Raw genomic sequence first — 24,645 nt, 5'->3', positions numbered from 1 at the left:
TATATATTTTACCACGGTTTTTCAATAGAAATCACACCATCAATTTCTGTAAGTTCCGAGAAAATCCGTACCATATCGGCATCTGGCGGAATTGTTAAGGCAAACTCTAATTTTATCACTTTTTGTTCATGTATATGGTGCATGGTTATATTGTGGATACCAATACCATGTTGTCCAAAAAACATACCTACCTGCCCAAGCTGTCCAGGCTGATCACGGATAATCAACTTAATTTTATCCCGTGATTTACTGGTCCAGTGGCGGCGTTCCACTTGCCCAAAAAATACTAAGGTCAAAAATACCAAGGCCGTACCGGCAATACCGGTAAAAAAGAGACCTGCTCCAATTGCCAGACCAATCCCTGCTACCACCCATAGACTGGCTGCCGTAGTAAGGCCTGTAACAGTCAAGCCTTCTCTCAGAATAGTACCTGCACCTAAGAAGCCAATCCCACTAATCACTTGCGCAGCGATTCGTCCAGGGTCCTTATTGACCGTCTCAATGCCGGTGAAACCGTAAATAGATACCAGCATCATTAATGTCGAACCCACACACACCAAAATATGGGTACGCAAACCGGCCGGCCTATCCAGGCTTTCGCGTTCAAATCCAATCAAGCCGCCAAGCAGACATGAGATAACCAACCGTAAAACAATATCTATTTCACTGATTGGAGCCACTCTCTCCCACCTCCCATTACTTGCAGCCGCTAATAAAGAAAACACGGCTTGCGCCGGGCCTGGCGACGATGAAAGCCGATGCTGCTCTTAAAAAAGTTATACTTTCCGTTAGGAAAAAAAGCGTGATCACCGGTATCACGCTTTTTTATGAAAAAGCTGCTTCTATATAATATATACCGCGTTAAATTTTTTTTACAAACAGATGGTGTGCCGGCAAAAGACAAGTCAAACGCCGGCGCAGCATTGTGGAATATATAATTACAGTTTAGCCAGCAATGTTTTGATACCTGCTACATATTCTTCAGGTCCAAAATAGAGTGTCTCGCCGGTACGCCGCACTTTAACTTCAATTAGATTGTCACTGATGGCTTTGGGACCAACTGTGACTTTTACCGGATAGCCAATAAGATCGGCATCCTTAAATTTAACACCAGGACGCTCATTGCGGTCATCCAGTACGGCTTCTACGCCGCTGGCGTTTAACTCACCGTATATTTTCTCAGCCAAAGCCATTTGCAGTTGATCTTTGGTGCTGACGGGAACAACTACGGCATGGAACGGTGCAATAGGTACAGGCCAGATAATACCGTTTTGATCGTAATTTTGTTCAATGGCTGCCGCCATGGTACGGCTGACCCCTATCCCGTAACAACCCATTACCATGGGCTTCTCTTTACCATCGTCATCAATAAAGGTAGTCTGCAAAGCTGTACTGTATTTAGTGAATAGCTTAAATACCTGACCAACCTCAATCCCCCGTGCCGTTTTAATCGGAGCGCCGCAGCGGGGGCACGGATCACTTTCCTGAATCAAGCGGATATCGGTAACAATCGACGCCTTAAAGTCACGGCCGGGATTAACATTGATATAATGTGCATCAGGCTTATTGGCACCGCACACGGCATTATGCATATTCATAACAGTAGCATCGGCTACAATAATAATATCCTTTTTGTCCGCCAGGCCAACAGGACCAATATATCCGGCTTTACTGCCAACAACACTGGCAATAGCTTCTTCGTTAGCCATTTCAAGGTGCAGGCAGCCAACTTTATTTAGCAGTTTAATTTCGTTTACTTCATGGTCACCGCGTACCAGTGCCAGGACAATCTCACCTTTATCGGTGCTATAAGCCAGTGTCTTAATTGTCTTTTCCGGGCTTACCCCCAGGAACTGGCTGAGTGCGGCAATGGTTTTCGTATCCGGCGTATCTTTTTCCGTCAACGGCATGCTTTCCTCGGCTGCCGCACTGATGGGATGCAGTTCAGCTTTTTCAACATTAGCGGCATATTCACAGCCGCCGCAGTACACAATGCCTGCTTCCCCGGAATCGGCAATTACCATAAACTCGTGTGAACCACTGCCGCCGATAGCGCCTGAATCGGCTTCTACCGCACGGAAGCTCAGCCCGCAGCGGGTAAATATCCGGGAATAAGCATCATACATTTTGTTATAGCTTTCATCAAGGCCTGCCTCATCACGGTCAAATGAATACAGATCCTTCATGATAAATTCCCGTCCCCGCATAAGGCCAAACCGGGGTCTGATTTCATCGCGGTATTTATTCTGAATCTGATAAAGCAGGAGTGGCAGTTGACGATAGGAGCGTACGTCACCACGAACAAGGGTGGTAATCAGTTCTTCATGGGTAGGGCCTAAGCAGAAATTGCGGTTGTGACGGTCTTTGAGACGAAACATTTCATCACCATAAACACTCCACCGGCCAGTTTCCTGCCACATTTCGGCCGGCTGGATAATTGGCATTGCCAGTTCCTGACCGCCTTTTGCAGCCATCTCTTCGCGCACAATGGCTTCAATTTTTTTTAAGACACGCCACGCCAATGGCAGGTACGAATAAATTCCACCGGCAGCTTTACGAATAAAGCCAGCCCTGAGCATTAATTGATGGCTTATTACTTCGGCTTCAGCCGGAGTTTCTCTTAACGTTGGTGCAAATAATTGGGAAACACGCATGTTAGTTGTTAGCCTCCTTATTAAGTTTGTCAATTTCAGCAAATAATGCACTTATGAGTTCGTCTTCCGGCACTTTACGGATAATCTTGCCTTTACTGAACAACAGGCCCTCGCCTTTGCCCCCGGCAATACCAACATCAGCTTCTTTTGCTTCACCTGGTCCATTTACCACACACCCCATTACGGCTACAGTAATGGGCTTTTTAAACAGTTTCAGCTTATCTTCCACCATTTCGGCAATATCTACCAAATTAATCTGGCAGCGGCCGCAGGTGGGACAAGATACCAGCGTGGGGCCATATTGCCGCAGTCCAAGTGACTTAAGAATTTCATTGGCCACATGAATTTCTTCTACAGGGTCGCCGGTTAACGATACTCTGAGGGTATCACCAATCCCCTGGGCCAATAGCGCTCCGATTCCTACTGCCGATTTAATGACACCTGACCGCACTGTTCCAGCCTCGGTTATGCCAAGATGCAAAGGGTAATCCACCGCTTCCGACATCAGCTGATAGGCGCGGATCGTTAGCGGTACATCATGGGCCTTCAGCGATATTTTAATGTCATTAAAATTATGCTTCTCTAATATACGGATATGCTTTAGCGCGCTTTCCACCATAGCTTCTGCTGTCGGACTCCCGCCATGTCTGGCAAGCATCTCCTTACTTAGTGAGCCGGCGTTAACCCCGATACGAATGGGAGTTCGCCGCTTTTTAGCGGCTTTAACAACAGCGGCTACCTGGTCAGCGTCGCCGATATTTCCGGGATTCAGGCGCAGGCCGTTAACACCGTGCTCGATGGCAGCGAGAGCCAGACGGTAGTCAAAATGAATATCGGCAATCAGTGGTACCTCGACCGCCGCTTTGATTGCTGCTATCGCCTGGGCGGCATTCATGTCAGGCACGGCAATGCGAACAATATCACACCCGGCGTCAAGCAGCCGCTTAATTTGTGCTACCGTTTCCGGAACATTGTCGGTACGGGTATTTGTCATTGATTGTATTGAGATAGGCGCACCGCCACCTACCGTAATTTTGTCAATTTGGATTGGCCGCGTTTGCTTGCGCTGCATACTTCATCACCAGCTTAAAACAATTTTAATCGCGATATATCTTTGAAGGTTGCCACCACAAACAGGAGCATGAGTAATGCAAACCCAATCATCTGGATAAATTGCATTTGGTTTCTATTTAGCGGTTTGCCTCTGAGACCTTCCACCGCCAGGGTGACAACATGCCCTCCATCCAGTACCGGCACCGGCAGCAGATTAATCAGGCCTAAATTAATACTTAAAAAAGCAGCAAATTGCAGTAACGGAATGATGCCAAGCTGGGCCACTTCTCCTGCCATCTGTGCTACACCAATGGGTCCGGCGACATCGGCAGCCGCTTTACCGGTAATCATCTCGGCAATGCCAACTACCATACTTTGCGCGACAAACAAGGTTTGTTTGCCCGCCAGACCAATAGCCTCAACCACTCCTGGCTGATACTTATTAATTAGCGGCATGACACCAATAATCCCCCGCTTAGTACTTTCATCATATTCAGGCGTCAATATCGCTGTTTTGTCTTGTTCAGAACCTCGGGCATAGGTTATCGTGAGATTCGCTCCCGCATGTGATTGGATTACACTGACAAAGTCACGCCAGGATTCAATCGGGGTGCCATTTACCGCCGATACTTTATCCCCCGGCAGCAAACCAGCCATAGCGGCCGGCTTATCCGGAAAAATCTTGCCGATGATTGGCTGATTGGAAGGAGTGTCGATGCCGGCACTGACAAATACGATGAACAGCAAAACAACCGGCAAAACCAGATTCATGGCAGAACCGGCCACAATAACCAGCATTCTGGCCCAGATAGGCTTCGCGCTGAAAGAACGTTCATCCTGTTCTTCATCAGGATCCATACCGGCAATTTTATTATAGCCGCCTAGTGGTATGATGCGAAGAGAGTATATGGTTTCTCCAATTTTTTTGCTTATTAGCTTTGGTCCGAAGCCGATAGCAAATTCATCCACCCTCATTCCCACGCTCTTCGCAGTAATAAAATGACCAAGCTCATGGACTAGGATTAATAAACCGAAAACAAATATGGTTGCAATAACGGTAGACAAATCTTTACCACCCCTTCATGTATTTGGTTAGGCCTTCCTGCCAAGGTCACTCACTGCCTGGACCGCACATTGGCGCGCCCATGTATCTGCTGCATATATTTGCTCCAAATCTGGAGTGGTAACAAGTGAATGTATTTCCATAGTATAACTTATAATCTGTGCAATATCAAGAAAACCAATTTTGCCCTGTAAAAATGCATACACAGCCACTTCATTGGCAGCATTGAAGACACAAGGCATGGTTCCGCCCTTGTTCCCCGCAGTATAAGCCAGCTTTAATGCCGGAAAATTGCCTGTATCAGGTTCAGTGAAGGTCAACGCCGACAAAGCAGTCAAATCAAGCCGTGGAAATTTGGAGGGTATGCGTTCAGGATAAGACAACGCATACTGAATTGGCAGACGCATATCCGGCATTCCCAATTGGGCCATGACACTGCCATCAATAAATTCCACCATAGAATGAATAATACTCTGAGGATGAACACAAACATCAATTTGATCATAAGCCACACCAAAGAGCCATTTGGCTTCAATCACTTCCAACCCTTTATTAGCCAAAGTTGCTGAATCAATTGTGATTTTACGTCCCATAGACCAATTAGGATGTTTCAGGCAATCCTCGACGGTAACATGAGCTAGTTCCTTGGCGGTACGCCCCCGGAACGGGCCGCCTGACGCCGTTAAAATAATCCGGCCAATGTGTTTATTGTTTTCGCCCTGCAAACACTGAAAAATCGCGCTATGTTCGCTGTCAACCGGATAAACGCTGACATTATAGTCTTTCGCCAAAGCCATAACTAACTGACCGGCGGCTACCAGCGTTTCTTTGTTAGCCAGAGCAATGTTTTTTTTAGCTTTGATGGCAGCAATCGTTGGCTTAAGACCGGCGAAGCCAACCAGTGAGGTCAAAACGGTATCTGTCTGGTGAAAAACAGCAGCTTCTAAGAGCCCCTCTTCACCGGTTACGATTTGGGTTGGCCCGCGATAGGAAGCAGCCAGACGGTCAGCTGCTTGTTTATCAATTAGCACCGCTAATTGGGGTTTGAAATATTCTATCTGCTCTTGTAGCAGCTGTTCATTATGATAGGCAGCCAACACTGTTACATTATATTTATCAGGGTTAGCAGCAATTACGTCCAAAGCCTGAGTACCAATGGAGCCGGTACTTCCTAAAATTGCAATATGCTTCATCTGTGGAACTCCTGTCTAAATTTCTAATAGCCGACAAATGTTCTTATGTAATAGTAGACCACCGGAACGGTAAACATAATGGCATCAAAGCGGTCAAGTACGCCGCCATGTCCTGGCAAAACATTGCCGGAGTCTTTTACTCCGGAAAATCTTTTAAGCGCCGATTCTGCCAGATCACCGAGCGGAGCTGCAAGACCTACCAAAAGACCTAAGAGCAGGGTATGGACCAGCGGCAATCCACTCACCCATCCCATAATACTGACACCGGCAATACTGCCGATTAAACCGCCTATTGCTCCCTCATAGGTTTTACCAGGGCTGATAGCCGGACACAATTTATGCCGCCCCAGCGTGGAACCAACAAAATAAGCCAGCGTGTCACTAGCCCAGGTACCGATGAAAGCCAGCCAAAGATAAGCTGCACCGACCGATAAGGCGCCCAATGCGGTTTGTATATATTCATGGGGGCTGGCAAAGCGCAGCAGCAGCAAATGCGCAAACGGCAAACTGATATATAGTGTTCCCAACACAGTAAAGGCGGCATCCGTCATGCCAAATTTCGCATGGGAAACCACTGATTTGGCGATAGTCGCCAACACAACCAGCAATATAACCATAACCAGTTCCTGCGCATTACCCAACCACGCACAGCCCAAAACTAATATGACCCCCATAAGACCAATCCCGCAGTGAACCTGGATATCCTTTGCCTGCATCATTTTATAAAACTCATGCCAGGCCAAGAGTGCCAGCAGTATTACCGCGGCAGCAAACAGCCATGCACCATAATTAATAATGTATATGGCTATCGGTATTCCAATAGCTGCTGTCAAAATACGCATTCCAAGCAATATAGGCACCTACCGTTTATTCGTATTTTTTATACCACCAAATCTTCGATCCCGTTGCTGATAATCGCGAACAGCCTGCAGCAGATCTTCTGATTTGAAATCCGGCCAGTGAATTTCCGTAAACCAAAACTCAGTATATGCCATTTGCCATAACAAAAAATTGCTAATGCGAAAATCTCCGCTCGGCCTGATCAATAAATCCGGAGCCGGCAAATTGGCAGTATATAAATGTTCTTCAATAATTGTTTCATTGATATCTTCCGGGTCTAACTCCCGCCGTAACACTTTTTCACTAATTATCTTAACAGCGCGCGTCAACTCAGCCCGGCCCCCGTAGTTTACGGCCAGATTTAAAATCAATCCTGTGTTATGAGCTGTAAGCGTCTGAGCTTTTTCAACTTTTTTTTGCAAATTGAGGGCCAAATCCCCTGTATGACCGATAAATCTTACTTGCACATTATTTTCATCTAATTCGGCAAGCTCATTATCAAGATAATCAGACAGCAGACTCATTAACAAACTGACTTCATCAGCCGGCCGCCGCCAGTTCTCCGTAGAAAAGGCATATGCAGTAAGGACTTGTATACCTATTTCGGAAGCGGTCTTTACAATTTCCCGCAGGGTTTCCGCCCCGGCCCGATGACCAAGGGTCCGCGGCAACCCTTTTTTCTGCGCCCAGCGTCCATTGCCATCCATGATTATAGCCACATGACGCGGGAGTCTTGTGGGATCAATATCATTATAATCGTTTTGTTTAAGAGTATGCTTTTTGCTAAACCACTTCATCCACACACTATAATCCTCCGCTAAGCTTTAGCTATAGTTATGACCAAATTATCTCCAGAATATAGTAGTCCGCCAAGCCAAAATCCACAGTGTTTTTATCCATCCTGTGGCTTTAGACTTGGCAGACTACTAGTAAAATTAGCCAACAGATATCAAATTTAAACCCCCTCTTGCGAGGGGGATTTAAATTATTCCGGAGCTACAATTGCACCAGTTGGGCAAACCTCTGCACAAGAACCACAGTCAACACATTCTTCGTTGATGCTGTAGATGGGTTCACCTTCTTGAATAGCGCCAACCGGGCAGGTAGCCGCACAGGAACCACAGGCAACACACTCATCTGTAATTTTGTAAGCCATTAATTAAAACACCTCCTTTCCCATTTTAGCAGCAGCAATTAAATGATAAATTCCATCAGCATCCACTTGCTGCCTAATAACATACAATGTATCATCAAGCTGAAACATATTGCGCGAAGGTTTAGTAATGGTAACAGTATATTTGCTATCATTTTGTTCCAACTTATTAATAACTTCAGACAACGGCTGCGCGACTGTATCCAAGCTGTTACACTTCCATAATGTCTTTTTCTTTTACTGCCATTACCTGATCCACTTCTTTGATATATTTATCAGTCAGCTTTTGAATATCATCTTGCGCCTTTTTGGCTTCATCTTCCGAAATGGCTTTGTCTTTTTCTATTTTTTTAACAGCATCATTGGCATCACGCCGCAAATTACGAATAGCGACTCTGCACTCTTCCGCTTTCTTATGTATAACCTTGACTATTTCCGCCCGGCGTTCTTGGGTAAGCTGCGGAATGGCAAGACGGATAACGGCACCATCACTATTAGGCATCAAGCCTAAGTCGGATTTTTGAATAGCCTTATCAATAGCAGTAAGCATTGACTTTTCCCAGGGCTGAATGATAATCATCCTGGGCTCGGGAACTGAAATATTGGCAACTTGATTAACCGGTGTTGGTGATCCATAATAATCCACCATTACCTTGTCAAGCAGAGAAGGGTTTGCCCTGCCGGCGCGCAAACTGCCATACTCTTTCCTCAAAGCTTCCAAAGCTTTTTTCATTTTATCTTCATGGGCAGAATGAATTTCCTTAGCTGTCATTTCTTTTCTCCCCCAACGATTGTTCCTATATCTTTTCCCAGCGCTGCTTTTAAAATATTTCCGGGTTCATCAATACTAAATACTACAATTGGAATTTGATTATCCATACATAATGAAGTGGCAGTAGAGTCCATAACCCCTAACCCCCGCTGCAGAACTTCAATATATTCAAGTTCTTTAAACTTCTTGGCATCAGGATTGTGACGCGGGTCAGAATCATAGACACCATCGGTACTCTTTTTAGCCATTAAGATAACATCTGCTTCGATTTCGGCTGCTCTGAGTGCTGCAGTTGTATCTGTAGAGAAATAGGGATTTCCCGTACCGGCGGCAAAAATAACTACGCGTCCCTTTTCCATATGACGTATTGCCCGGCGCCGGATGTAAGGCTCAGCAACCTGCTGCATATTAATGGCGCTCTGCACTCGCGAATCAACGCCGCAATGCTCCAGTGCATCCTGCAGGGCCAGCGCATTCATAACAGTTGCCAACATCCCCATATAGTCGGCAGTAGCGCGATCCATTCCTTTAGCGCTGCCTGCCAGGCCCCGCCAAATATTTCCGCCACCAACAACAATGGCTACATCCAGATTGTTTGCTTTTATTTCTTTAATTTCTTTAGCGATAGCATCGACAACTATTGGATCTATACCATAACCTTTATTGCCAGCTAAGGCTTCGCCACTTAATTTTAAGACAACGCGATTGTATTTACCGTTCGCCAAGCGGGAGAACCTCCTTTGATTGTATTTCTACAAATAGTCTTTAAATCCTTTATTTGTCACAACATTTTTTGTTCTGCTCTAACAGAAAGTTATACTTTCTGTTAGAGCTTGAGAAAAAAGAGAACACGAAGTGTTCTCCTATTTGTTAACAGCAGCCATTACTTCTGCCGCAAAATCATTGGCCTTTTTCTCAAGACCTTCACCTAAATGGTACCTGGTAAAACGACGAACCGATATGTTTTCGCCAATTTTAGCCACACTTTCTGTGATAAGCTGCTTAATTGTTTTATCCGGGTCCTTAATGAAAGGCTGTTCCAATAAGCAGGCTTCTTTATAGAATTTCTCCAACCGGCCGCCAATCATTTTCTCGATAATGTTGGCAGGTTTGCCTTCGTTCAGCGCCTGAGCCCGAAGAATTTCTCTTTCATGATTCAGTATTTCTTCCGGCACTTCTTCACGGGCAACATAGCTAGGGTTAGCAGCAGCTATTTGCATTGCTATGTCACGCACCAAACTTTTGAACCCATCGGTTTTGGCAACAAAGTCAGTCTCACAGTTAACTTCGAGAAGAACACCAATGCGTCCTGCCCCATGTATGTAAGCTTCAACAAGTCCTTCCGAAGCTATCCGGCTAGCTTTTTTTGCGGCGGCAGCCAAGCCTTTTTCCCGCAAATAATCAACAGCCTTTTCCATATCACCATTAGTCTCACCCAGCGCCTTTTTACAATCCATCATACCGGCACCAGTACGTTCTCTCAACTCTTTAACCATTCCAGCCGTTATCATGTCTAATCCCCCTAACTATTATTAAAGGTAAGAGGGCAAAAAAGCCCCTTACCTTTATTTTGCAAATAATAGTTTACTCTGCCATCTGTTCGCCTTGACGGCCTTCCAGAACAGCATCGGCAACTTTTGCAGTAAGCAACTTGACAGCACGAATAGCATCGTCGTTGCCAGGAATAATATAATCAATTTCATCAGGATCGCAGTTGGTGTCAACAATACCAACAATGGGAATACCCAGATTGCGAGCTTCAGCCACAGCAATACGTTCTTTACGCGGATCAATAATGAACAGCGCACCTGGAAGTTTGTGCATATTTTTAATGCCACCAAGGAATTTTTGCAGACGTTCCATTTCGTGGCGTAAAGTAATAACTTCCTTCTTAGGCAATACTTCGAACATGCCTTTTTCTTCCATACCTTCCAATTCACGCAGTCTGTTAATACGTTTTTGAATAGTTTGGAAGTTGGTCAGCATACCGCCAAGCCATCTTTCATTAACATAAAACATGTCGCATCTGATAGCTTCTTCTTTTACAGCTTCCTGAGCTTGTTTCTTCGTACCCACAAATAACATAGTTTGTCCTTGGGCAGCCAGGTCACGTACAAAATTATACGCTTCTTCCACCTTTTTAACTGTTTTTTGCAGGTCAATAATATAGATACCGTTACGCTCCGTAAATATGTACGGGGCCATTTTGGGGTTCCATCTTCTGGTCTGATGGCCGAAATGCACACCAGCTTCCAAAAGCTGTTTCATGGAAATAACTGACATAAGATACACCTCCTGTTAATTTACCGCCGCAATCCGCATTTTTTGCCGTCACCATTCTTTGGCACAGTGGCAAAATTAGATTGCGTGTGTGATAACACCGAAAAATAGTATAGCATAAGTTCTTACCGGTAACAAGTAAAAATTCCTTATATTTTTTTACTTTTTATCATTTTTTTGTTTTTATTATACCAAACGGTTCATTTTTTATTCAATTGCAGCAGTAAGGTTATCTCACCCTTACCCACACCGGTGGCTTTAGCGATTTCCGTAATCGTATAGCCTTGATCAGCCATAGCAATAATAAGCCGGTGTTTTTCTATATTAACCGGCTCTTTATCAAGTTTATTATCATCAAGCAATTCAGCTATATCATCAGCAGGCGGAGCTAACTCCATTGCCGGGGTCGGCTCCGGTACATGACTCACAGACTCTGTCCGGCTCTCCTGCCTGTAATTATCGCTATTGGGGCGATTTTCCAGTTCTATCAGTTGTCCAATAATTTTATTGGCATACTCCACCTGCTGGCTAAGTATGCCAATCTTCGCTTCTGCTTCTTCCAGCAGTAACTCAAGCTGTGCTGATTCATCCTCCAGCCGCCTGATAATCGAATCGGCCGTTTGCTCAAGCTGCTGAGAAAATTCATTTGCCGGAGCAGATACATTCAACATAAACATTTTGATAATCATTTCTTTCTTATATACCAGTAAAAAAACTAACAGTAATACAGCTACTAAAGAAACAATCACGCCTGTAAGCAAGTATACCACCCCAATATATCAGGTTTTAATGTCAATAATATGTCCACGCAGCGGGTCCTGTCCCACACCTTCCGGATCTTCTTGCTCAGACGCTTCTTTTGGCTGATCATGATTGCGAGCAAACTCACGCGGATGTTTTTTATGCTTTTGGTTCTCATCCCGTTCAACTTTACCACCTTGACTCTTGTCCATGCCTTGCACTTGCTGCTGGCGCACCTGTACTGTCTTTTTCAGTTCTTCCGCAAATTGCTGCTGCTGCAGCGTACTTTGTTGGTTCAAATTATTTTGCTGTTTTCCGACTTCTGTCGCTTTGGGAATAAGCACCTGCATATCAATTGGTCTGATGCTCATTATATCACCCACCCAATCATAATATAAGCAGATTGGTCATTTATTACTATTTATAAGAACTTGTTTTTATTTCCCCGTCTTCAGCATAAAATTTAACAAACTTAGCGGCATCCCGTAAGGGTTTTACTAATGTTCCGATAACCAATTTAACTCCCGGATAGGCAGTATCCGCCACCTTAACATGTCCATACCGCATTTCTTCTAAAGATATTTCGATTTCTGCCAAACGGTTACGCATGGTTTCAATCTGGCCAATTAAATGAAATTGCGCTTTTGTCAATTTAAGCAGCATTTCGTGCTTATCGGGCGGCAGAGTATTTTGATTCATAGCTTTCAGTACAGTAAGGGCTTTCTTCGTTTGTTCCAGGTTAAGTTCAATCTTTTTGACTTCTTTTCTCAATTCCTGGTATTCTTCCCGCAGCTGAGGATTTACACCAACTTCGATATCGGTATTGGTGGCTGAATTAGTTCCAATAACCTTTGCCCTGATTTCTTCGCCGGCCGATATCTGCCCGCCGACAATTAAACCACGCCGTTCCTCAACAATTACCCGTTTTGCGGCACTTACTTTGCTATGCAGCACAACATCACTGACAATAACGTCTTTCCCGGCATAAACTGTCGCATTTTCAATATACTTGGAAACTACATTCTCGGCGGCCTTTATATACCCCCGGTTCATGCCTTGAATGCCCATACGGACAACTACATTTTTCCCTTCAACAATACCACCGCTGACACTGCCGGCAATTTCTACATTGCCTTCTGCTTTAACCGTAAAACCGGTTTGCACTGATCCTTTAACGATTACACTGCCAACAAACTCAATATTGCCTGTAGACAGATCAACATCGGCTTTGATTTCAATCATAGGTATGACATTCAGCTTGTTATTGAGCATAACCAGCTGACCTGCCTGAGCGGCATACACCTTCAGGCCTTCGTCCACATAAACATTTTTGCCTTTCGGTAATACTACATCCCTGCCCGGCTTAGGAAAAACTTCATTACCCAGAATATCCATACCGGCTGTGCCCGGTGTTGCCGGTACCTTTTCTGCCAGTAATTCATCTGCGTGGACAACAGTAAACATGTTAAGATTTTTAAAATCAACCCGTCCGTCTTCCAACTCTGCCGGGCGTCCTTTATTCTCTAAATCAACAAGATATGTAATACTTGCATTAATTCCATCAACCGGACGCAAGCCGTTGGCACAAACTACTATAGTACCAGGCTTGGCAAACGCTGTTTCCACTGCCGTAAGATCAACGCCGTAAGTAATACCGGCATTTTTAATCCGGTCCATGACCTCTTCGATGCTAACCGGCCGACAGCCTTGCGGCTTAATCACCTGTAGTGTAGCTTCCATTTTATCACGAGAGATTTGAATCTGTATGTCCGGCTCTGCTTCTACCGGTTTCTCTGCAACTTTAACAGGAGTACCTAATGCCTCTCTTACAACACGGGTAAGCAGAGCATTGTCGACCTTATCGATACCAAGCTCTGCCAAAGCTTCAATTATTTTCGGTCCTTTTACAGGCTCGCCTGTCCCTTGTTGAGGATAAACAGTTAGAAAAAAACCATCTTCTTCTGCCGCAATATTGAAATATCCGTCAAGTGAACTAAGTTTCTCCTCAGTATGCTCTAAAAAACGATTGTTGTCCTCCATACGATTATCCCCCATCAATAGCACTCAAACTATCATACTATATGATAAATATCTATACAAAACTCGACTTAACTCTTGACAGAGCGCCACGCAGTCGGAAAATAGCTTTAGTATGAAGCTGGGAAATACGTGCCTCCGATAACTTCAGTATTAGGCTAATCTCTTTTAACGTCAATCCTTCGTAATAGTAAAGACTGACTACCAGACGTTCTTTTTCCGGTAACTTATCAATACTTTTTGCCAACATCTCTTTTACTTCTTGTTCTTCAATATGTTGGGAAGGATTTGGCGTATGCTGCGAAGCGGTCTCAGTTCTGGCGAACTCTTCCAAGGGAATAAGAGTGCTGGCATTTAGATGATTAATAAGCGTATAAAGTTCATTTAGTGGAATTTTCATTGCCATAGCAATCTCTTCATCTTTTACCGAGCGGCCTAACGCATGTTCTAATTTAGCAACTGTTTGTTCATATTGACGTGCTTTTTGTCTAATGGTAGCCGGAATCCAATCCTGGGCTCTAAGTGAATCAAGAATAGCTCCCCTGATTCGAACTACCGCATAAGTCTCGAATTTAACCCCCCGGTCAGGATCAAAACGTTCAATTGATTCCATAAGGCCAAAAAAACCATTACTGATTAAGTCATCTTTATCCACATGCTGAGGAAGACTGACTGCAATACGCCCTGCTACTAATTTCACCAGCGACAGATAGTGTTCAATAATTTTCTCGCGTATTTCCGGACTTCTGTTACTGCTATGATAGTCCTGCCAAAGCTTGAGTGTGTTAGCAGCCTTCTGTTCAGCATTATTACCTGCCATTGGCGCTTACCCTCCCATCCTTACTTTTGCGTTATTGTTATATTATCAAAATTTTCAGGATTCAAGGGTGTAAATTCCGGAATCGGCAACTCTTCTGCCTCAGGCTCATCACTGCTGACAATATCAACATTTGTACCTTTAAGGTCAGCTTCTTCCAGGGTTTCTTGTTTCTCTTGCAAAAAACGCTCAGCAAATTGACCACATGCATATCCTAACACGGCAAAAAGGACTAGCGAGACTAATGTACGGTATAAAATGGCAGTCAGTGCAATCGTGTTAAAAGCACCAACCAGTACAGTCAAGATGCTGGCGGCAAATGCCATATATAAACTAACCCGTAACTTTAGTGCCATAGCCCGTCCTCCAATTATAGTTCTTTTTCGCCTTTATCAATCGTTTTTACCCGAAATACGCCGGTATCCAGCTTTAATTCAACTGTTCGCCCATAATTGCCCCCGGTATCTTCAGCAATAAGCCTTATCTCCAGTTTTTTCAAAACTAAACGTACTGCCTCGGCATTGCGTTCCCCCACCCGCATAATATCAGTAGTATTGGTAAAGGTAAACATTTGCGCACCACCGGCAATTTTGGCGGTAATTCGTGATTTAACGGCCCCAAGTTTAATAATCTCACTTAACATTAGCGGCAAAGCAGTATCGGCAAATTTAGCCGGATTGTCGGTAGCGCGTGCCTGCGTACTATCAGGCAGCATAATGTGTGCTAAACCACCTACCTTAGCCACTGTATCAAATAAGGCAATACCTACACAAGATCCTAGCCCATAACTAATTAAGCTGGCCGGATTACGTCCAATTTTGTAATCAGCCATTCCTACTTTTATTAGTTCTGCCATTATTCCTTCACCCCGATTGCCGCCAAGATTGTATTAAGGGAGCCGGGATCAGGAATAAGGAAGAAATGCCCTTTAACACCGTCGTTTTCAGTGGTAAACTCTGTCTCTATAACCAGAGCATGGTCACCCATTTGTCCCAGTTGGATCAAAATAACACTTAAGATAGCACCGGCCATATCAATAGCCAAGGCCGGAATCGACGGGAGTAAGGTTAATTTAGTAAAATAGGACAAAGCATTCAAGTATGCCCCTGCCAAAATATTACCAATCTCCATCAATGCCGATTCATCCATAGAGTTAAGCAGCTGAGTTTCCCCCTGAGTACGGCCCATAAGCATATCAACCAGATAAAAGGCACTCTCACGGGGAAGAAGAAATAAGATACTGCCAGGCGCCGGACCAAACACTCTCAGATAAACACCTGCAACCATTGCATCAGGGCCGCCAACTACTTCAGGTACCTCCCCCAGAGGAAGAATGGATACCTCGGGAACCGTCATATCAATTTTGTTATTGATAATTTGAGATAGTGCTGTTGCCGCATTGCCGGCACCCACATTGCCAATTTCCCTCAATGCGTCTAACTGCAATGGTGATAAGTTTAATATATCCTCAGACAACCTCGCCCCCCCTTTGATATCTATACATAATAATTATCCTGCCTTAACTTCCTGGCCTATGCCAATAATTGCATCAGTATTCAATAAGATCAACAATCTGTCATCCACTTTTCCTACTCCGCTCAGGTAATCAGCTGCAATACCGCCTACCACAGCCTGTGGCGGCTCAATACTATTTTGGTCGATAGCCGTTACTTCTGATACAGCGTCAACAATCATTCCGACATGTATGTCTTCTACTTTGATAATAATAATCCGGGTATCGTCGGTGTGATCCTGCGGCGGCAAGTTAAGCCGTTTCTTTAGGTCAATTACCGGCAGCACACTGCCGCGCAAATTCATAACACCTTTAATATAATCCGGAGAATGAGGCACACGGGTAATCTCCGTGTTTCGCTTTATCTCTTGAACCTGCAGAATGCTGACACCATATTCTTCGCGCCCCAGCTTAAATACAACCAGTTGAACTTCATTTCCGGAATATGTTACTTCAGACATGCTTTTCCCTCCCTGCCTATTGCTTTAATGCGCTAACATCCAGGATGAGCGCTACTTCACCATTACCCAGGATAGTAGCGCCAGCAATAACCTTAATACCAGCCAACAGCTTGCCCATAGACTTAATGACTATTTCTTGCTGCCCGATAAGTGTATCAACAATAATTCCGGCACGATTTTCACCCATATGAACAATAACTACAAATAATTCATCCTGATTATGGATACAAGTATCAGGAACGTTAAGTACATTTCCTAATCGCACAATGGGAATAATTTGCCCTCTAAGTAAAATAACTTCCTGATTCTGAATGGTTTTAATATCCCGTGGCGTAATATTAATCGTGCTGTCAATGGAGCCAAGCGGTATGGCATAAATCTCTTCACACACCTTTACGAGCAGTGCCTGAATAATTGCCAGTGTCAGTGGCAGCCGGATTTTAAACTTACTGCCGCCATTGATCTTAGTCTCAACATCAACCATGCCACCCAGGGATTCAATCTTAGTCTTAACAGCATCTGTGCCTACGCCGCGCCCTGAAACATCAGTAACTGTCTCAACTGTGGAAAATCCCGGTAAAAATACCAGTCTGATAGCCTCAGCCGGTTCAAGTCTGTCAGCCTCGGCTTGCGTAATAAGTCCTTTATCCACTGCCTTTTGTTTAATAACATCGGCATTCATGCCTTTGCCGTCATCTTCAACCATGATAATAACATTATTGCCCTCATGCCGGGCAATAAGGCGAATTTCGCCGACAGGATTTTTGCCTTTAGCTTGCCGTTCTGCCGGGTGCTCAATACCATGGTCAATAGAGTTTCTTAGCAAATGCACCAGAGGATCGCCAATTTCATCAATGACAGTACGGTCAAGTTCTGTTTCTTCCCCCTGAATAATAAGGTTAACCTCTTTATTCAATTCGCGTGACAAATCTCTAACCATCCGGGGAAAGCGATTAAACACCTGGCCTACCGGCACCATACGGACTTTCATAACAACAGCCTGTAAATCGGTAGTTACCCGGTCCATCTGCTCAATTGTCTCAACAAGTTCGGTAAGCCGATGCGTTAAGCCGATTTGCTCCAGCCGGGTTTTGTTTATAACAAGTTCTCCGACCAGATTTAATAAACTGTCTAATTTATCAATATCAACCCTGACCGATTGTCCGCTTTTAAGTTTTTTATCAACAGCAGGATTATGATCATTAGCAGGCGGCTTTTCAGACTTTTCAGCCACGGCAGCTTTCTTATCCATGTTGCTTAACGTAACGCTCTCTGCTTGAACCGCCGGAGTTTCAACCGTTTCTTTAGCCGTGTCCTGAAGGTCGGACGAAACAACAACTACTTCTTCGACTTCCGAGATACTGCTGACTGCATATTCAAGCTTTTCAGCATCGGCAGCCGTTAAAACAAGTGCCTGGAACGTATAATCAAAATTTTCTCTTTCCAACTCTTCAACAGCAGGAATACTCTTGATAACTTCACCAATTTCTTCTAAGACGTTCATTACCATATAAGCTCTGGCTGATTTTAGCAGGCATCCTGTCCGTAAGGTAACATGAACTTCATAGCATTCAAGGCCTTGTTTTCTTGCGGCTTTGACAACAGTAAGCTCTGTTTCATCCAAATTGACAGCTTCCACCGACCTTGCCGGAGCTTCCTGCTGGACTGCCGCCGGCGGCAGCTTTTCAGCAGGCGCTGGAGAAAATTCACCTCTGGCAATGGCTGTGAGTTTAATAATTAATGGTTTAATTTCAATCGTCGCATCTGAATTTGAAGCCACATTTTCTACCAGCTGTTCCAAGGTGTCAATACACTTAAATAAAATATCAGTAATATCATCATCGGCATGCAGCGTCCCTTTACGCAAGAGGTCAAGAACATTTTCCATTTCATGTGTAAGTTCAGCAATCGTGGTAAAGCCCATGGTAGCGGACATACCTTTTATGGTATGAGCACTGCGAAATATCTCGTCAAGTACAGTTAGACTGCCGGGATCGTTTTCAAGATCAAGCAAGCAATTATTTAACGTCTGCAGATGCTCACGCGATTCTTCCAAAAACATCCCCATATACTGATTAATATCCATTCGTTTACACCCCCATATTACGTCCCAAGCTTGTTACTTCGATAAAGTAGACTTAGCTTCATTGGGGTTAAACCCCAACTGAAGGTTAGTCGCCCTTATCCTAAGACTTAGCCGCTCGCCTGTGCCCGTAGGGGCATAACTCCCCTTGTAGAAGATGGAGTCTTAGAGTGGGTTAGTCTCAGGATAAAACTTTAAGTATTTCAGCGGTTACACCGGTAATGGGTACTATCTTATCAACTACTCCCAACTCAATAGCTGCTTTAGGCATTCCGTACACAACTGCCGTTGACTGATCTTCGGCGATAGTATAACCGTTCTGCCGCTTAATAGCCTCGATACCTTTTGCACCGTCACGCCCCATACCGGTTAAAATAACGCCTATTGCCTTGCTGCCATAAGTACGTGCCACCGATTCCATTAGCGGATCTACCGCAGGTCTATGTCCGCCAATGGGAGGATTTTGATTGAGTTTTATAACGGTTTTTCCACCTTCGCGTTCGATAAGCATATGATAATCTCCCGGCGCAATAAACACATATCCAGGACGGATAACATCATTATGCTCTGCTTCTTTTACAGTAACAGAAGACAATGAATCCAACCGTTCTGCCAATGATTTAGTAAATCCCGGCGGCATGTGCTGTACAATTACAATACCGCAGGGTATATTACCGGGAATTTTAGTAATAATTTCCTGTAAAGCTCGCGGACCACCGGTAGAAGTGCCAATGGCAACAATGCGTTCATCAAGTGCCAGCCCAGGCGGTGAATGCATTTTGGGCATTGCCGGCAAAGCCCCGGCGGTAGCTCTGCCTGTCGCTAGCTGCAAGACATTGGCTCTGACTGCGGCCCGGCATTTGGTAAGTATTTCGGTACGAATGGCTGTAATATTGGATATCGGGCCTGCAGTCTTAGCAACAAAATCGACAGCACCAATTTCCAGTGCCCGCAAAGTAGCTACAGCACCTGCCTGCGTTAAACTGCTGATCATGACAACCGGTGTAGGAGCTTCTTTCATGATCAGTTCCAACGCTTTAATACCGTCCATAACCGGCATTTCAACGTCCATGGTAATTAAATCAGGTTTGAAACGTTTTACTTTATCGATGGCATCTTTGCCATTACGGGCAGTATCAACAACCGTAAAATCAGTTTCACCCGCAAATAAATCTGTTAAAAGCTTACGCATAAATACAGAATCATCAACAACCAATACCTTTATCATAAACTCACCACCAATATCCTGTATTTATTCCAAACCTTTGCGGCGTTGTTCCAATTGCTTCTTGAAGATAAATCTAATAATATTGCTGCGGTCTTTTTCGGTAATTTCAAGAAACTTAATCCCCACCCAAAACAATGTGCGGTCAGGTTGAGGCTGCTCTAGCCTGACCACTTCAGTTTTTAATGTCAGCGGTCCGATTTCCGGGTAGTCAATTGTTACCATTAATTTAGTTCCAAGCGCCCATTTATGACTGGTGGCTATCTGCGCGCCACCGCCGCTGATATCCTTGGTTATCGCCTGGATGACAGGTGTCTCGACTACCTGGTCACCTTCCATATTCATAATCTGTACAGGCAGCGCTACATCAACACGTACGAAAGCCCGTTGTTGAAATTTCTTAATATTATACGGTGCAGCAATAACCCATATCGGCAAAGGGGTCAGTTCCCGTGAAAGTAAAGAACTGGTAAACTCAAACGCCAGCCCATTAACTACCGTTCGCCCAAAAAAGACCTCGCCCCGCTGCAGCATGACCGGATATCCTTTACTCATCGGCATAGCAATGCTCATGCTATTAGCGGTAATATCTTCAATACGGCTGTGGTATTGCTCAGCAAAGCCGTCTTTTCCAGGCACAATAACTACAATACGCTGATTAATTTTAAAGACATTGTCGGGTTTATTACTCATAAGAATACCTCCTCATTTGAGGACTACTACATATATTCTAAAAATTTATGGAAAAATCCTCTTATTCCACGAGACGGCTCAACATTTTCACCATAAAGCAATTTTTTAGCAATGCCTTCAATACACCGGGATGATATGGCTTCAGGAAACGATAGCAGAAGCGGTACTTGTTTCTTAACCGCTTTCACCAGATTGCGATCTTCATAAACATACCCAAGGTTATCAATAGACACATCAAGAAACCGCTCCGAGACTCGCATTAACTTCTCAACAACCATCTGACCTTCATCCCGGTCCACCACACGGTTAACTACCAGTCTAAGCAGCGCGTCACCCCTTTGCCCGGCATACGCTTTCATCATGGCATAAGCATCTGTCATAGCCGTAGGCTCAGGGGTCGTAATAATAATAACTTCATCGGCAGCCGTCACAAAATTCAAGACATTGCGGCTTATGCCGGCTCCTGTATCAATCAAAATAAAGTCTGCCCAATTGTCAAATAGAGACAGTTGAGACACTATATGCTGCAGATGGACATCACTGAGGTTAGCCAAATGATAAATACCAGACCCACCGGCCATGAATAAAATCCCACGCGGTCCTTCAGTGACGACATCGGTTATTTTTAGTCCGCCTTCTAATAAATTAAGAATACTATAAGGTGCAGAGCAGCCTAAAACAACTTCAACATTTGCCATCCCCAGGTCGGCATCAATGACCAATACCTTTTGATCAAACGCCGCTAACGCCAGTGCCAGATTTACGGTAAAATTAGTTTTCCCTACACCGCCTTTGCCACTGGTAATTGTGAGCACGCGGCCTTTAGGTTTTTGCTTGAGAATAGCAGTTTTCAAAATGGGAGAATTTAGGGTCATTTGACGTAATTTTTCCGCTTGATCACTCATGATAATCCCTCAAAATCATGTTCGCTAATTTAGTAGAGTTAACGAGTTCAATATCATCAGGAACACTTTGCCCTGTGGTCATATAAGACAGGGTTGTGGGAAAATGGTACAGCAAATTCAGCACTGTCCCCAAATTACTTGCTTCATCAACTTTTGTAAACAAAAATTTGTGCGGCGAGCAAACTGAAAATTTATTTACTATTTCAAATGCATCCCGATACTTAGTTGTAGTACTCAGCACAAGATGGGTTTCAATATAAGGATCAACCGCTAACAGTTCCTGCAGCTCAGTAAGCTGCTCACGATTGCTCGGGCTGCGGCCGGCAGTGTCAATTAAAACTAAATGTTTATCTCCATGGCGATAAAGCGCAGTTCTAAGTTCATCAGGAGAATATACAATTTCAAGTGGTACGCCGATGATGTCGCCATAAATTTTTAATTGCTCAACGGCTGCAATACGATACGTATCGGCGGTAATCAAAGCTACCTTATAGCCTTCTTTCAACGCAAAATTAGCAGCCAGTTTTGCAATGGTTGTAGTCTTGCCTACACCGGTTGGCCCAATTAAAGCTACCGTTTTGCAGCCTGATGGTGATATGTCAATCCCATCAATACCTTGTAAACACTGGACAATGCGATCAACCAACAGCTTGCGAATCATCCCCGGATCACCGGCAGCACCGTTTTTGCCATCAGGTATTCCTTTAATAAGGCTCTCGGCAATCACCGGTTCAATATCATTCTTCAGCAATACATCCATAAGCGGCGAAGTTGACTTGCTGTCTTGCGAAAATTGACATAACATTTGCTCCATCATTTTCCGCATATTAGACATTTCAAGCTGCATCGCCGTTATTTTTGTATCCTCAATAGTATTGGCTGCAGGCGGAATCCATTGTTTTTTTTCAACACTGGGAGCAGCAGGAGAATCCAGCGCGGCCATAACCTCTACCATCTCTCTGCCGAAAAAGCCCAGGATTCCACCTTTTTTAAAACGGCGAGTATGTAAAATAACAGCATCGCGTCCTAAATCCTGCTTAACTTGCGCCATTGCTTCCGGCATACTATGTGCTGTAAACAATTTGACTTTCAAATTACAATTTCACCATCCCTAACGCCTGTACTTCAATTTTAGCATCTAATTCAGCATAGGATAACACAGCCAAATTCGGCGCCACTCGTTCTGTAAGTTTGCGGAAATATAATCTGGCCCCAGGACTTGTAAGTACCAGCGGTTGATAACCCATGTTAGTCAGTTTCGGCAGCTCATTTGTCAGGCTGGTGATAACAGCCTGTACCTTCTGAGGGTCAAGGGCCACATAGGAGCCTTGCTCGGTGCGCTGCACAGAATTGACAATAATATTCTCAAGTTGTGAGTCAACCGTTAGGCAGGTCAAAATATTATTGTTAACAAATTGGCGGGATATCTGGCGGGCCAGGGCATGGCGAACATATTCGGTCAAAATTTCAGTATCTTTAGTCAAGGTGGCATAATCAGCCAATGTTTCAAAAATAGTTACCATATCTCTAATCGAGATTTTCTCACGCAGCAAATTGCCCAACACTTTCTGAATTTCACCAAGTGATAACAAGTTTGGCGTTAATTCATCGGCAACTGCCGCATTGTTCTGTTTAACAGATTCAATTAAGGTTTGTACTTCCTGGCGTCCCAGAATTTCAGCAGCATGGGTCTTAATAATTTCTGTAAGATGTGTCGCCAGCACAGATACCGGATCAACAACAGTATAACCGGCAAGTTCAGCTTGCTCCCGGTATGTTTCCTGAATCCACAGGGCTGGCAGCCCAAATGCTGGTTCGACGGTTTCAATACCTGGTACTGATTCAAAAACTGCACCTGAATCCATGGCCAGGAAATGATCTAACATTAACTCGCCTCTGGCGATTTCAATGCCCTTAAGTTTGATAACATACACATTGGGTTTAAGCTGAATATTATCACGTATCCGGATTGTCGGAACAATAAGTCCCAGTTCCAATGCACATTGACGACGAATCATAACCACACGGTCCAGTAAATCGCCGCCCTGGCTGACATCAACAAGCGGAATAAGACTATAGCCAATTTCCAACTCCATCGGGTCAACCTGCAGCAATGAAACAATATTCTCTGGCTTACGCACCTCTTCTTTTTCCTTTTCTTCCTGCTGTGACATTTCCATTTGCACTTCAGATTTCTGCGTCCTTATCAGTGCATAGCCAATGACGCCGGTAATAGCGCTCATCGAAAAAAACGGAATACCCGGCAGCCCGGGAATCGTCCCAAGCAGCGCCAGTACACCGCTGGCAATGAAAAATATGCGGGGGTTATTAATAATCTGACTCGTAAGGTCTGAGCCCAAATTCGCTTCAGAAGCCGCCCTGGTTACAACAATACCGGTAGCGGTAGATATTAAGAGCGCCGGTATTTGGTTGACCAAACCCTCGCCCACCGTAAGCAGGGTATAGGTCTGCAGTGCCTGCAAAGCATCCATATCGCGCTGCAGCATCCCGATGGCAAAACCGCCGACAATATTAATCACAATAATAATAATGGCGGCAATCGCATCACCTTTAACAAACTTGCTCGCACCGTCCATAGCCCCGTAAAAATCAGCTTCGCGCTGAATAGTTTTCCGGCGGTCACGCGCTTCCTTGTCACTAATAAGTCCTGCATTCAGATCGGCATCAATGCTCATTTGCTTACCCGGCATAGCATCCAGGGTAAAGCGCGCCGCGACTTCCGCGACCCGTTCCGCACCTTTGGTAATTACAATAAACTGAATAATAATTAGGATAACAAAGACAATAAAGCCAACTACCGCATTACCGCCTACTACGAAATTACCGAAAGCGGCAATGACTTCCCCGGCATGACCATCTAATAAAATCAGCCGGGTGGAGGATACGTTAAGAGCCAGCCGGAATAAGGTAGTAACCAGCAGCAATGAGGGAAATACAGAAAAGTCCAGTGGTTCTATATTATAGATAGCTACCATAACAATAACCATAGCCAACGTAATGTTAAGCGTCAGCAGCATGTCAAGGAGAATTGTCGGCAGCGGGATAATCATCATAACTACAATAGTAATGATGGCCACAGCTATCATGATGTCACTGTATTTAGTTATGCCTCTAACTAACGCAGACTGGTGTGCAGCCATT

At 44.4% G+C, this 24,645-nt stretch carries 27 protein-coding genes; all 27 read right to left on the bottom strand.

The window, feature by feature from the left end; all coding sequences use genetic code 11:
• Positions 1-8: 8 nt before the first annotated feature.
• Entirely contained in the window at positions 9-680 is a 672-nt protein-coding gene (locus tag SPSPH_RS08760) for an MgtC/SapB family protein (protein WP_158027057.1), read from the bottom strand.
• A 258-nt stretch (positions 681-938) separates the two neighbouring features.
• Positions 939-2,654: a proline--tRNA ligase gene (locus SPSPH_RS08755; RefSeq protein WP_075755132.1), complete on the bottom strand. Its 1,716-nt coding sequence runs from the start codon at positions 2,652-2,654 to the stop codon at positions 939-941.
• A gap of 1 nt (position 2,655) precedes the next feature.
• Positions 2,656-3,726, bottom strand: a complete 1,071-nt coding sequence (gene ispG / locus SPSPH_RS08750) for a flavodoxin-dependent (E)-4-hydroxy-3-methylbut-2-enyl-diphosphate synthase (protein WP_075755130.1) — start codon at positions 3,724-3,726, stop codon at positions 2,656-2,658.
• Positions 3,727-3,740: 14 nt separating this feature from the next.
• Positions 3,741-4,772: an RIP metalloprotease RseP gene (gene rseP, locus SPSPH_RS08745; RefSeq protein ID WP_075755128.1), complete on the bottom strand. Its 1,032-nt coding sequence runs from the start codon at positions 4,770-4,772 to the stop codon at positions 3,741-3,743.
• 27 nt (positions 4,773-4,799) lie between these two features.
• A complete protein-coding gene (locus SPSPH_RS08740) occupies positions 4,800-5,963 on the bottom strand; it encodes a 1-deoxy-D-xylulose-5-phosphate reductoisomerase (RefSeq protein ID WP_075755126.1) in 1,164 nt (387 codons plus the stop codon).
• Between the two features lie 23 nt (positions 5,964-5,986).
• A complete protein-coding gene (locus SPSPH_RS08735) occupies positions 5,987-6,805 on the bottom strand; it encodes a phosphatidate cytidylyltransferase (RefSeq protein WP_233138928.1) in 819 nt (272 codons plus the stop codon).
• 18 nt (positions 6,806-6,823) lie between these two features.
• Positions 6,824-7,606 (bottom strand): isoprenyl transferase, encoded by a 783-nt coding sequence (locus SPSPH_RS08730; RefSeq protein ID WP_075755124.1) that lies wholly within the window; start codon positions 7,604-7,606, stop codon positions 6,824-6,826.
• 182 nt (positions 7,607-7,788) lie between these two features.
• Positions 7,789-7,959 carry a DUF362 domain-containing protein gene (locus SPSPH_RS08725; protein ID WP_075755122.1) on the bottom strand — a complete coding sequence of 57 codons (171 nt, stop codon included), beginning with the start codon at positions 7,957-7,959 and terminating at the stop codon, positions 7,789-7,791.
• Positions 7,960-7,962: 3 nt separating this feature from the next.
• Positions 7,963-8,163: a hypothetical protein gene (locus tag SPSPH_RS08720; RefSeq protein ID WP_075755120.1), complete on the bottom strand. Its 201-nt coding sequence runs from the start codon at positions 8,161-8,163 to the stop codon at positions 7,963-7,965.
• Positions 8,164-8,167: 4 nt separating this feature from the next.
• On the bottom strand, positions 8,168-8,728 hold the full coding sequence (gene frr / locus SPSPH_RS08715; RefSeq protein ID WP_075755118.1) for a ribosome recycling factor: 561 nt from the start codon (positions 8,726-8,728) through the stop codon (positions 8,168-8,170).
• On the bottom strand, positions 8,725-9,453 hold the full coding sequence (gene pyrH, locus SPSPH_RS08710) for a UMP kinase (RefSeq protein ID WP_075755116.1): 729 nt from the start codon (positions 9,451-9,453) through the stop codon (positions 8,725-8,727). The genes frr and pyrH overlap by 4 nt, the downstream gene beginning before the upstream one ends.
• A gap of 138 nt (positions 9,454-9,591) precedes the next feature.
• Entirely contained in the window at positions 9,592-10,239 is a 648-nt protein-coding gene (tsf, locus tag SPSPH_RS08705; protein ID WP_075755114.1) for a translation elongation factor Ts, read from the bottom strand.
• A 73-nt stretch (positions 10,240-10,312) separates the two neighbouring features.
• On the bottom strand, positions 10,313-11,011 hold the full coding sequence (gene rpsB / locus SPSPH_RS08700; protein WP_075755112.1) for a 30S ribosomal protein S2: 699 nt from the start codon (positions 11,009-11,011) through the stop codon (positions 10,313-10,315).
• 197 nt (positions 11,012-11,208) lie between these two features.
• Positions 11,209-11,769, bottom strand: a complete 561-nt coding sequence (locus SPSPH_RS08695; protein ID WP_075755110.1) for a DUF6115 domain-containing protein — start codon at positions 11,767-11,769, stop codon at positions 11,209-11,211.
• An 18-nt stretch (positions 11,770-11,787) separates the two neighbouring features.
• Entirely contained in the window at positions 11,788-12,120 is a 333-nt protein-coding gene (locus SPSPH_RS08690; RefSeq protein WP_075755108.1) for a hypothetical protein, read from the bottom strand.
• Between the two features lie 46 nt (positions 12,121-12,166).
• Entirely contained in the window at positions 12,167-13,789 is a 1,623-nt protein-coding gene (locus SPSPH_RS08685; protein ID WP_075755106.1) for a DUF342 domain-containing protein, read from the bottom strand.
• Between the two features lie 52 nt (positions 13,790-13,841).
• Positions 13,842-14,606, bottom strand: coding sequence for a FliA/WhiG family RNA polymerase sigma factor (locus SPSPH_RS08680; protein WP_075755104.1), 765 nt, complete (start codon positions 14,604-14,606; stop codon positions 13,842-13,844).
• Between the two features lie 20 nt (positions 14,607-14,626).
• Positions 14,627-14,959 carry a hypothetical protein gene (locus SPSPH_RS08675; protein ID WP_075755102.1) on the bottom strand — a complete coding sequence of 111 codons (333 nt, stop codon included), beginning with the start codon at positions 14,957-14,959 and terminating at the stop codon, positions 14,627-14,629.
• A 14-nt stretch (positions 14,960-14,973) separates the two neighbouring features.
• Entirely contained in the window at positions 14,974-15,459 is a 486-nt protein-coding gene (locus SPSPH_RS08670; RefSeq protein ID WP_075755100.1) for a chemotaxis protein CheD, read from the bottom strand.
• Positions 15,459-16,079: a chemotaxis protein CheC gene (locus tag SPSPH_RS08665; protein WP_075755098.1), complete on the bottom strand. Its 621-nt coding sequence runs from the start codon at positions 16,077-16,079 to the stop codon at positions 15,459-15,461. The genes SPSPH_RS08670 and SPSPH_RS08665 overlap by 1 nt, the downstream gene beginning before the upstream one ends.
• A 33-nt stretch (positions 16,080-16,112) precedes the next feature.
• On the bottom strand, positions 16,113-16,577 hold the full coding sequence (locus SPSPH_RS08660) for a chemotaxis protein CheW (RefSeq protein WP_075755096.1): 465 nt from the start codon (positions 16,575-16,577) through the stop codon (positions 16,113-16,115).
• Between the two features lie 16 nt (positions 16,578-16,593).
• A complete protein-coding gene (locus SPSPH_RS08655) occupies positions 16,594-18,663 on the bottom strand; it encodes a chemotaxis protein CheA (RefSeq protein ID WP_075755094.1) in 2,070 nt (689 codons plus the stop codon).
• A 178-nt stretch (positions 18,664-18,841) separates the two neighbouring features.
• Entirely contained in the window at positions 18,842-19,888 is a 1,047-nt protein-coding gene (locus tag SPSPH_RS08650) for a protein-glutamate methylesterase/protein-glutamine glutaminase (RefSeq protein WP_075755092.1), read from the bottom strand.
• A gap of 24 nt (positions 19,889-19,912) precedes the next feature.
• Positions 19,913-20,578, bottom strand: coding sequence for a flagellar brake protein (locus SPSPH_RS08645; protein WP_075755090.1), 666 nt, complete (start codon positions 20,576-20,578; stop codon positions 19,913-19,915).
• 26 nt (positions 20,579-20,604) lie between these two features.
• Positions 20,605-21,483: a MinD/ParA family protein gene (locus tag SPSPH_RS08640; RefSeq protein WP_075755088.1), complete on the bottom strand. Its 879-nt coding sequence runs from the start codon at positions 21,481-21,483 to the stop codon at positions 20,605-20,607.
• Positions 21,476-22,576, bottom strand: coding sequence for a flagellar biosynthesis protein FlhF (gene flhF, locus SPSPH_RS08635; RefSeq protein WP_075755086.1), 1,101 nt, complete (start codon positions 22,574-22,576; stop codon positions 21,476-21,478). Before flhF ends, SPSPH_RS08640 begins: the two co-directional genes overlap by 8 nt.
• Before the next feature lies 1 nt (position 22,577).
• On the bottom strand, positions 22,578-24,644 hold the full coding sequence (gene flhA / locus SPSPH_RS08630; RefSeq protein ID WP_075755084.1) for a flagellar biosynthesis protein FlhA: 2,067 nt from the start codon (positions 24,642-24,644) through the stop codon (positions 22,578-22,580).
• Position 24,645 lies beyond the last annotated feature (1 nt).

The organism is Sporomusa sphaeroides DSM 2875, from assembly GCF_001941975.2.
In the GTDB taxonomy this organism is placed as follows: Bacteria; Bacillota; Negativicutes; order Sporomusales; family Sporomusaceae; genus Sporomusa; species Sporomusa sphaeroides.
Note: the sequence above shows the minus strand (reverse complement) of the source record. Positions and strands in the feature narration are given on the sequence as shown.

Excerpts from the sequence above, each read along its gene's own strand:
- SPSPH_RS08755 (WP_075755132.1), bottom strand. The coding sequence starts at position 2,654 with ATGCGTGTTTCCCAATTATTTGCACCAACGTTAAGAGAAACTCCGGCT.
- ispG (WP_075755130.1), bottom strand. The coding sequence starts at position 3,726 with ATGCAGCGCAAGCAAACGCGGCCAATCCAAATTGACAAAATTACGGTA.
- SPSPH_RS08740 (WP_075755126.1), bottom strand. The coding sequence starts at position 5,963 with ATGAAGCATATTGCAATTTTAGGAAGTACCGGCTCCATTGGTACTCAG.
- SPSPH_RS08735 (WP_233138928.1), bottom strand. The coding sequence starts at position 6,805 with ATGCGTATTTTGACAGCAGCTATTGGAATACCGATAGCCATATACATT.
- SPSPH_RS08725 (WP_075755122.1), bottom strand. The coding sequence starts at position 7,959 with ATGGCTTACAAAATTACAGATGAGTGTGTTGCCTGTGGTTCCTGTGCG.
- frr (WP_075755118.1), bottom strand. The coding sequence starts at position 8,728 with ATGACAGCTAAGGAAATTCATTCTGCCCATGAAGATAAAATGAAAAAA.
- tsf (WP_075755114.1), bottom strand. The coding sequence starts at position 10,239 with ATGATAACGGCTGGAATGGTTAAAGAGTTGAGAGAACGTACTGGTGCC.
- rpsB (WP_075755112.1), bottom strand. The coding sequence starts at position 11,011 with ATGTCAGTTATTTCCATGAAACAGCTTTTGGAAGCTGGTGTGCATTTC.
- SPSPH_RS08690 (WP_075755108.1), bottom strand. The coding sequence starts at position 12,120 with ATGAGCATCAGACCAATTGATATGCAGGTGCTTATTCCCAAAGCGACA.
- SPSPH_RS08685 (WP_075755106.1), bottom strand. The coding sequence starts at position 13,789 with ATGGAGGACAACAATCGTTTTTTAGAGCATACTGAGGAGAAACTTAGT.
- SPSPH_RS08680 (WP_075755104.1), bottom strand. The coding sequence starts at position 14,606 with ATGGCAGGTAATAATGCTGAACAGAAGGCTGCTAACACACTCAAGCTT.
- SPSPH_RS08675 (WP_075755102.1), bottom strand. The coding sequence starts at position 14,959 with ATGGCACTAAAGTTACGGGTTAGTTTATATATGGCATTTGCCGCCAGC.
- SPSPH_RS08670 (WP_075755100.1), bottom strand. The coding sequence starts at position 15,459 with ATGGCAGAACTAATAAAAGTAGGAATGGCTGATTACAAAATTGGACGT.
- SPSPH_RS08660 (WP_075755096.1), bottom strand. The coding sequence starts at position 16,577 with ATGTCTGAAGTAACATATTCCGGAAATGAAGTTCAACTGGTTGTATTT.
- SPSPH_RS08655 (WP_075755094.1), bottom strand. The coding sequence starts at position 18,663 with ATGGATATTAATCAGTATATGGGGATGTTTTTGGAAGAATCGCGTGAG.
- SPSPH_RS08650 (WP_075755092.1), bottom strand. The coding sequence starts at position 19,888 with ATGATAAAGGTATTGGTTGTTGATGATTCTGTATTTATGCGTAAGCTT.
- SPSPH_RS08645 (WP_075755090.1), bottom strand. The coding sequence starts at position 20,578 with ATGAGTAATAAACCCGACAATGTCTTTAAAATTAATCAGCGTATTGTA.
- SPSPH_RS08640 (WP_075755088.1), bottom strand. The coding sequence starts at position 21,483 with ATGAGTGATCAAGCGGAAAAATTACGTCAAATGACCCTAAATTCTCCC.
- flhA (WP_075755084.1), bottom strand. The coding sequence starts at position 24,644 with ATGGCTGCACACCAGTCTGCGTTAGTTAGAGGCATAACTAAATACAGT.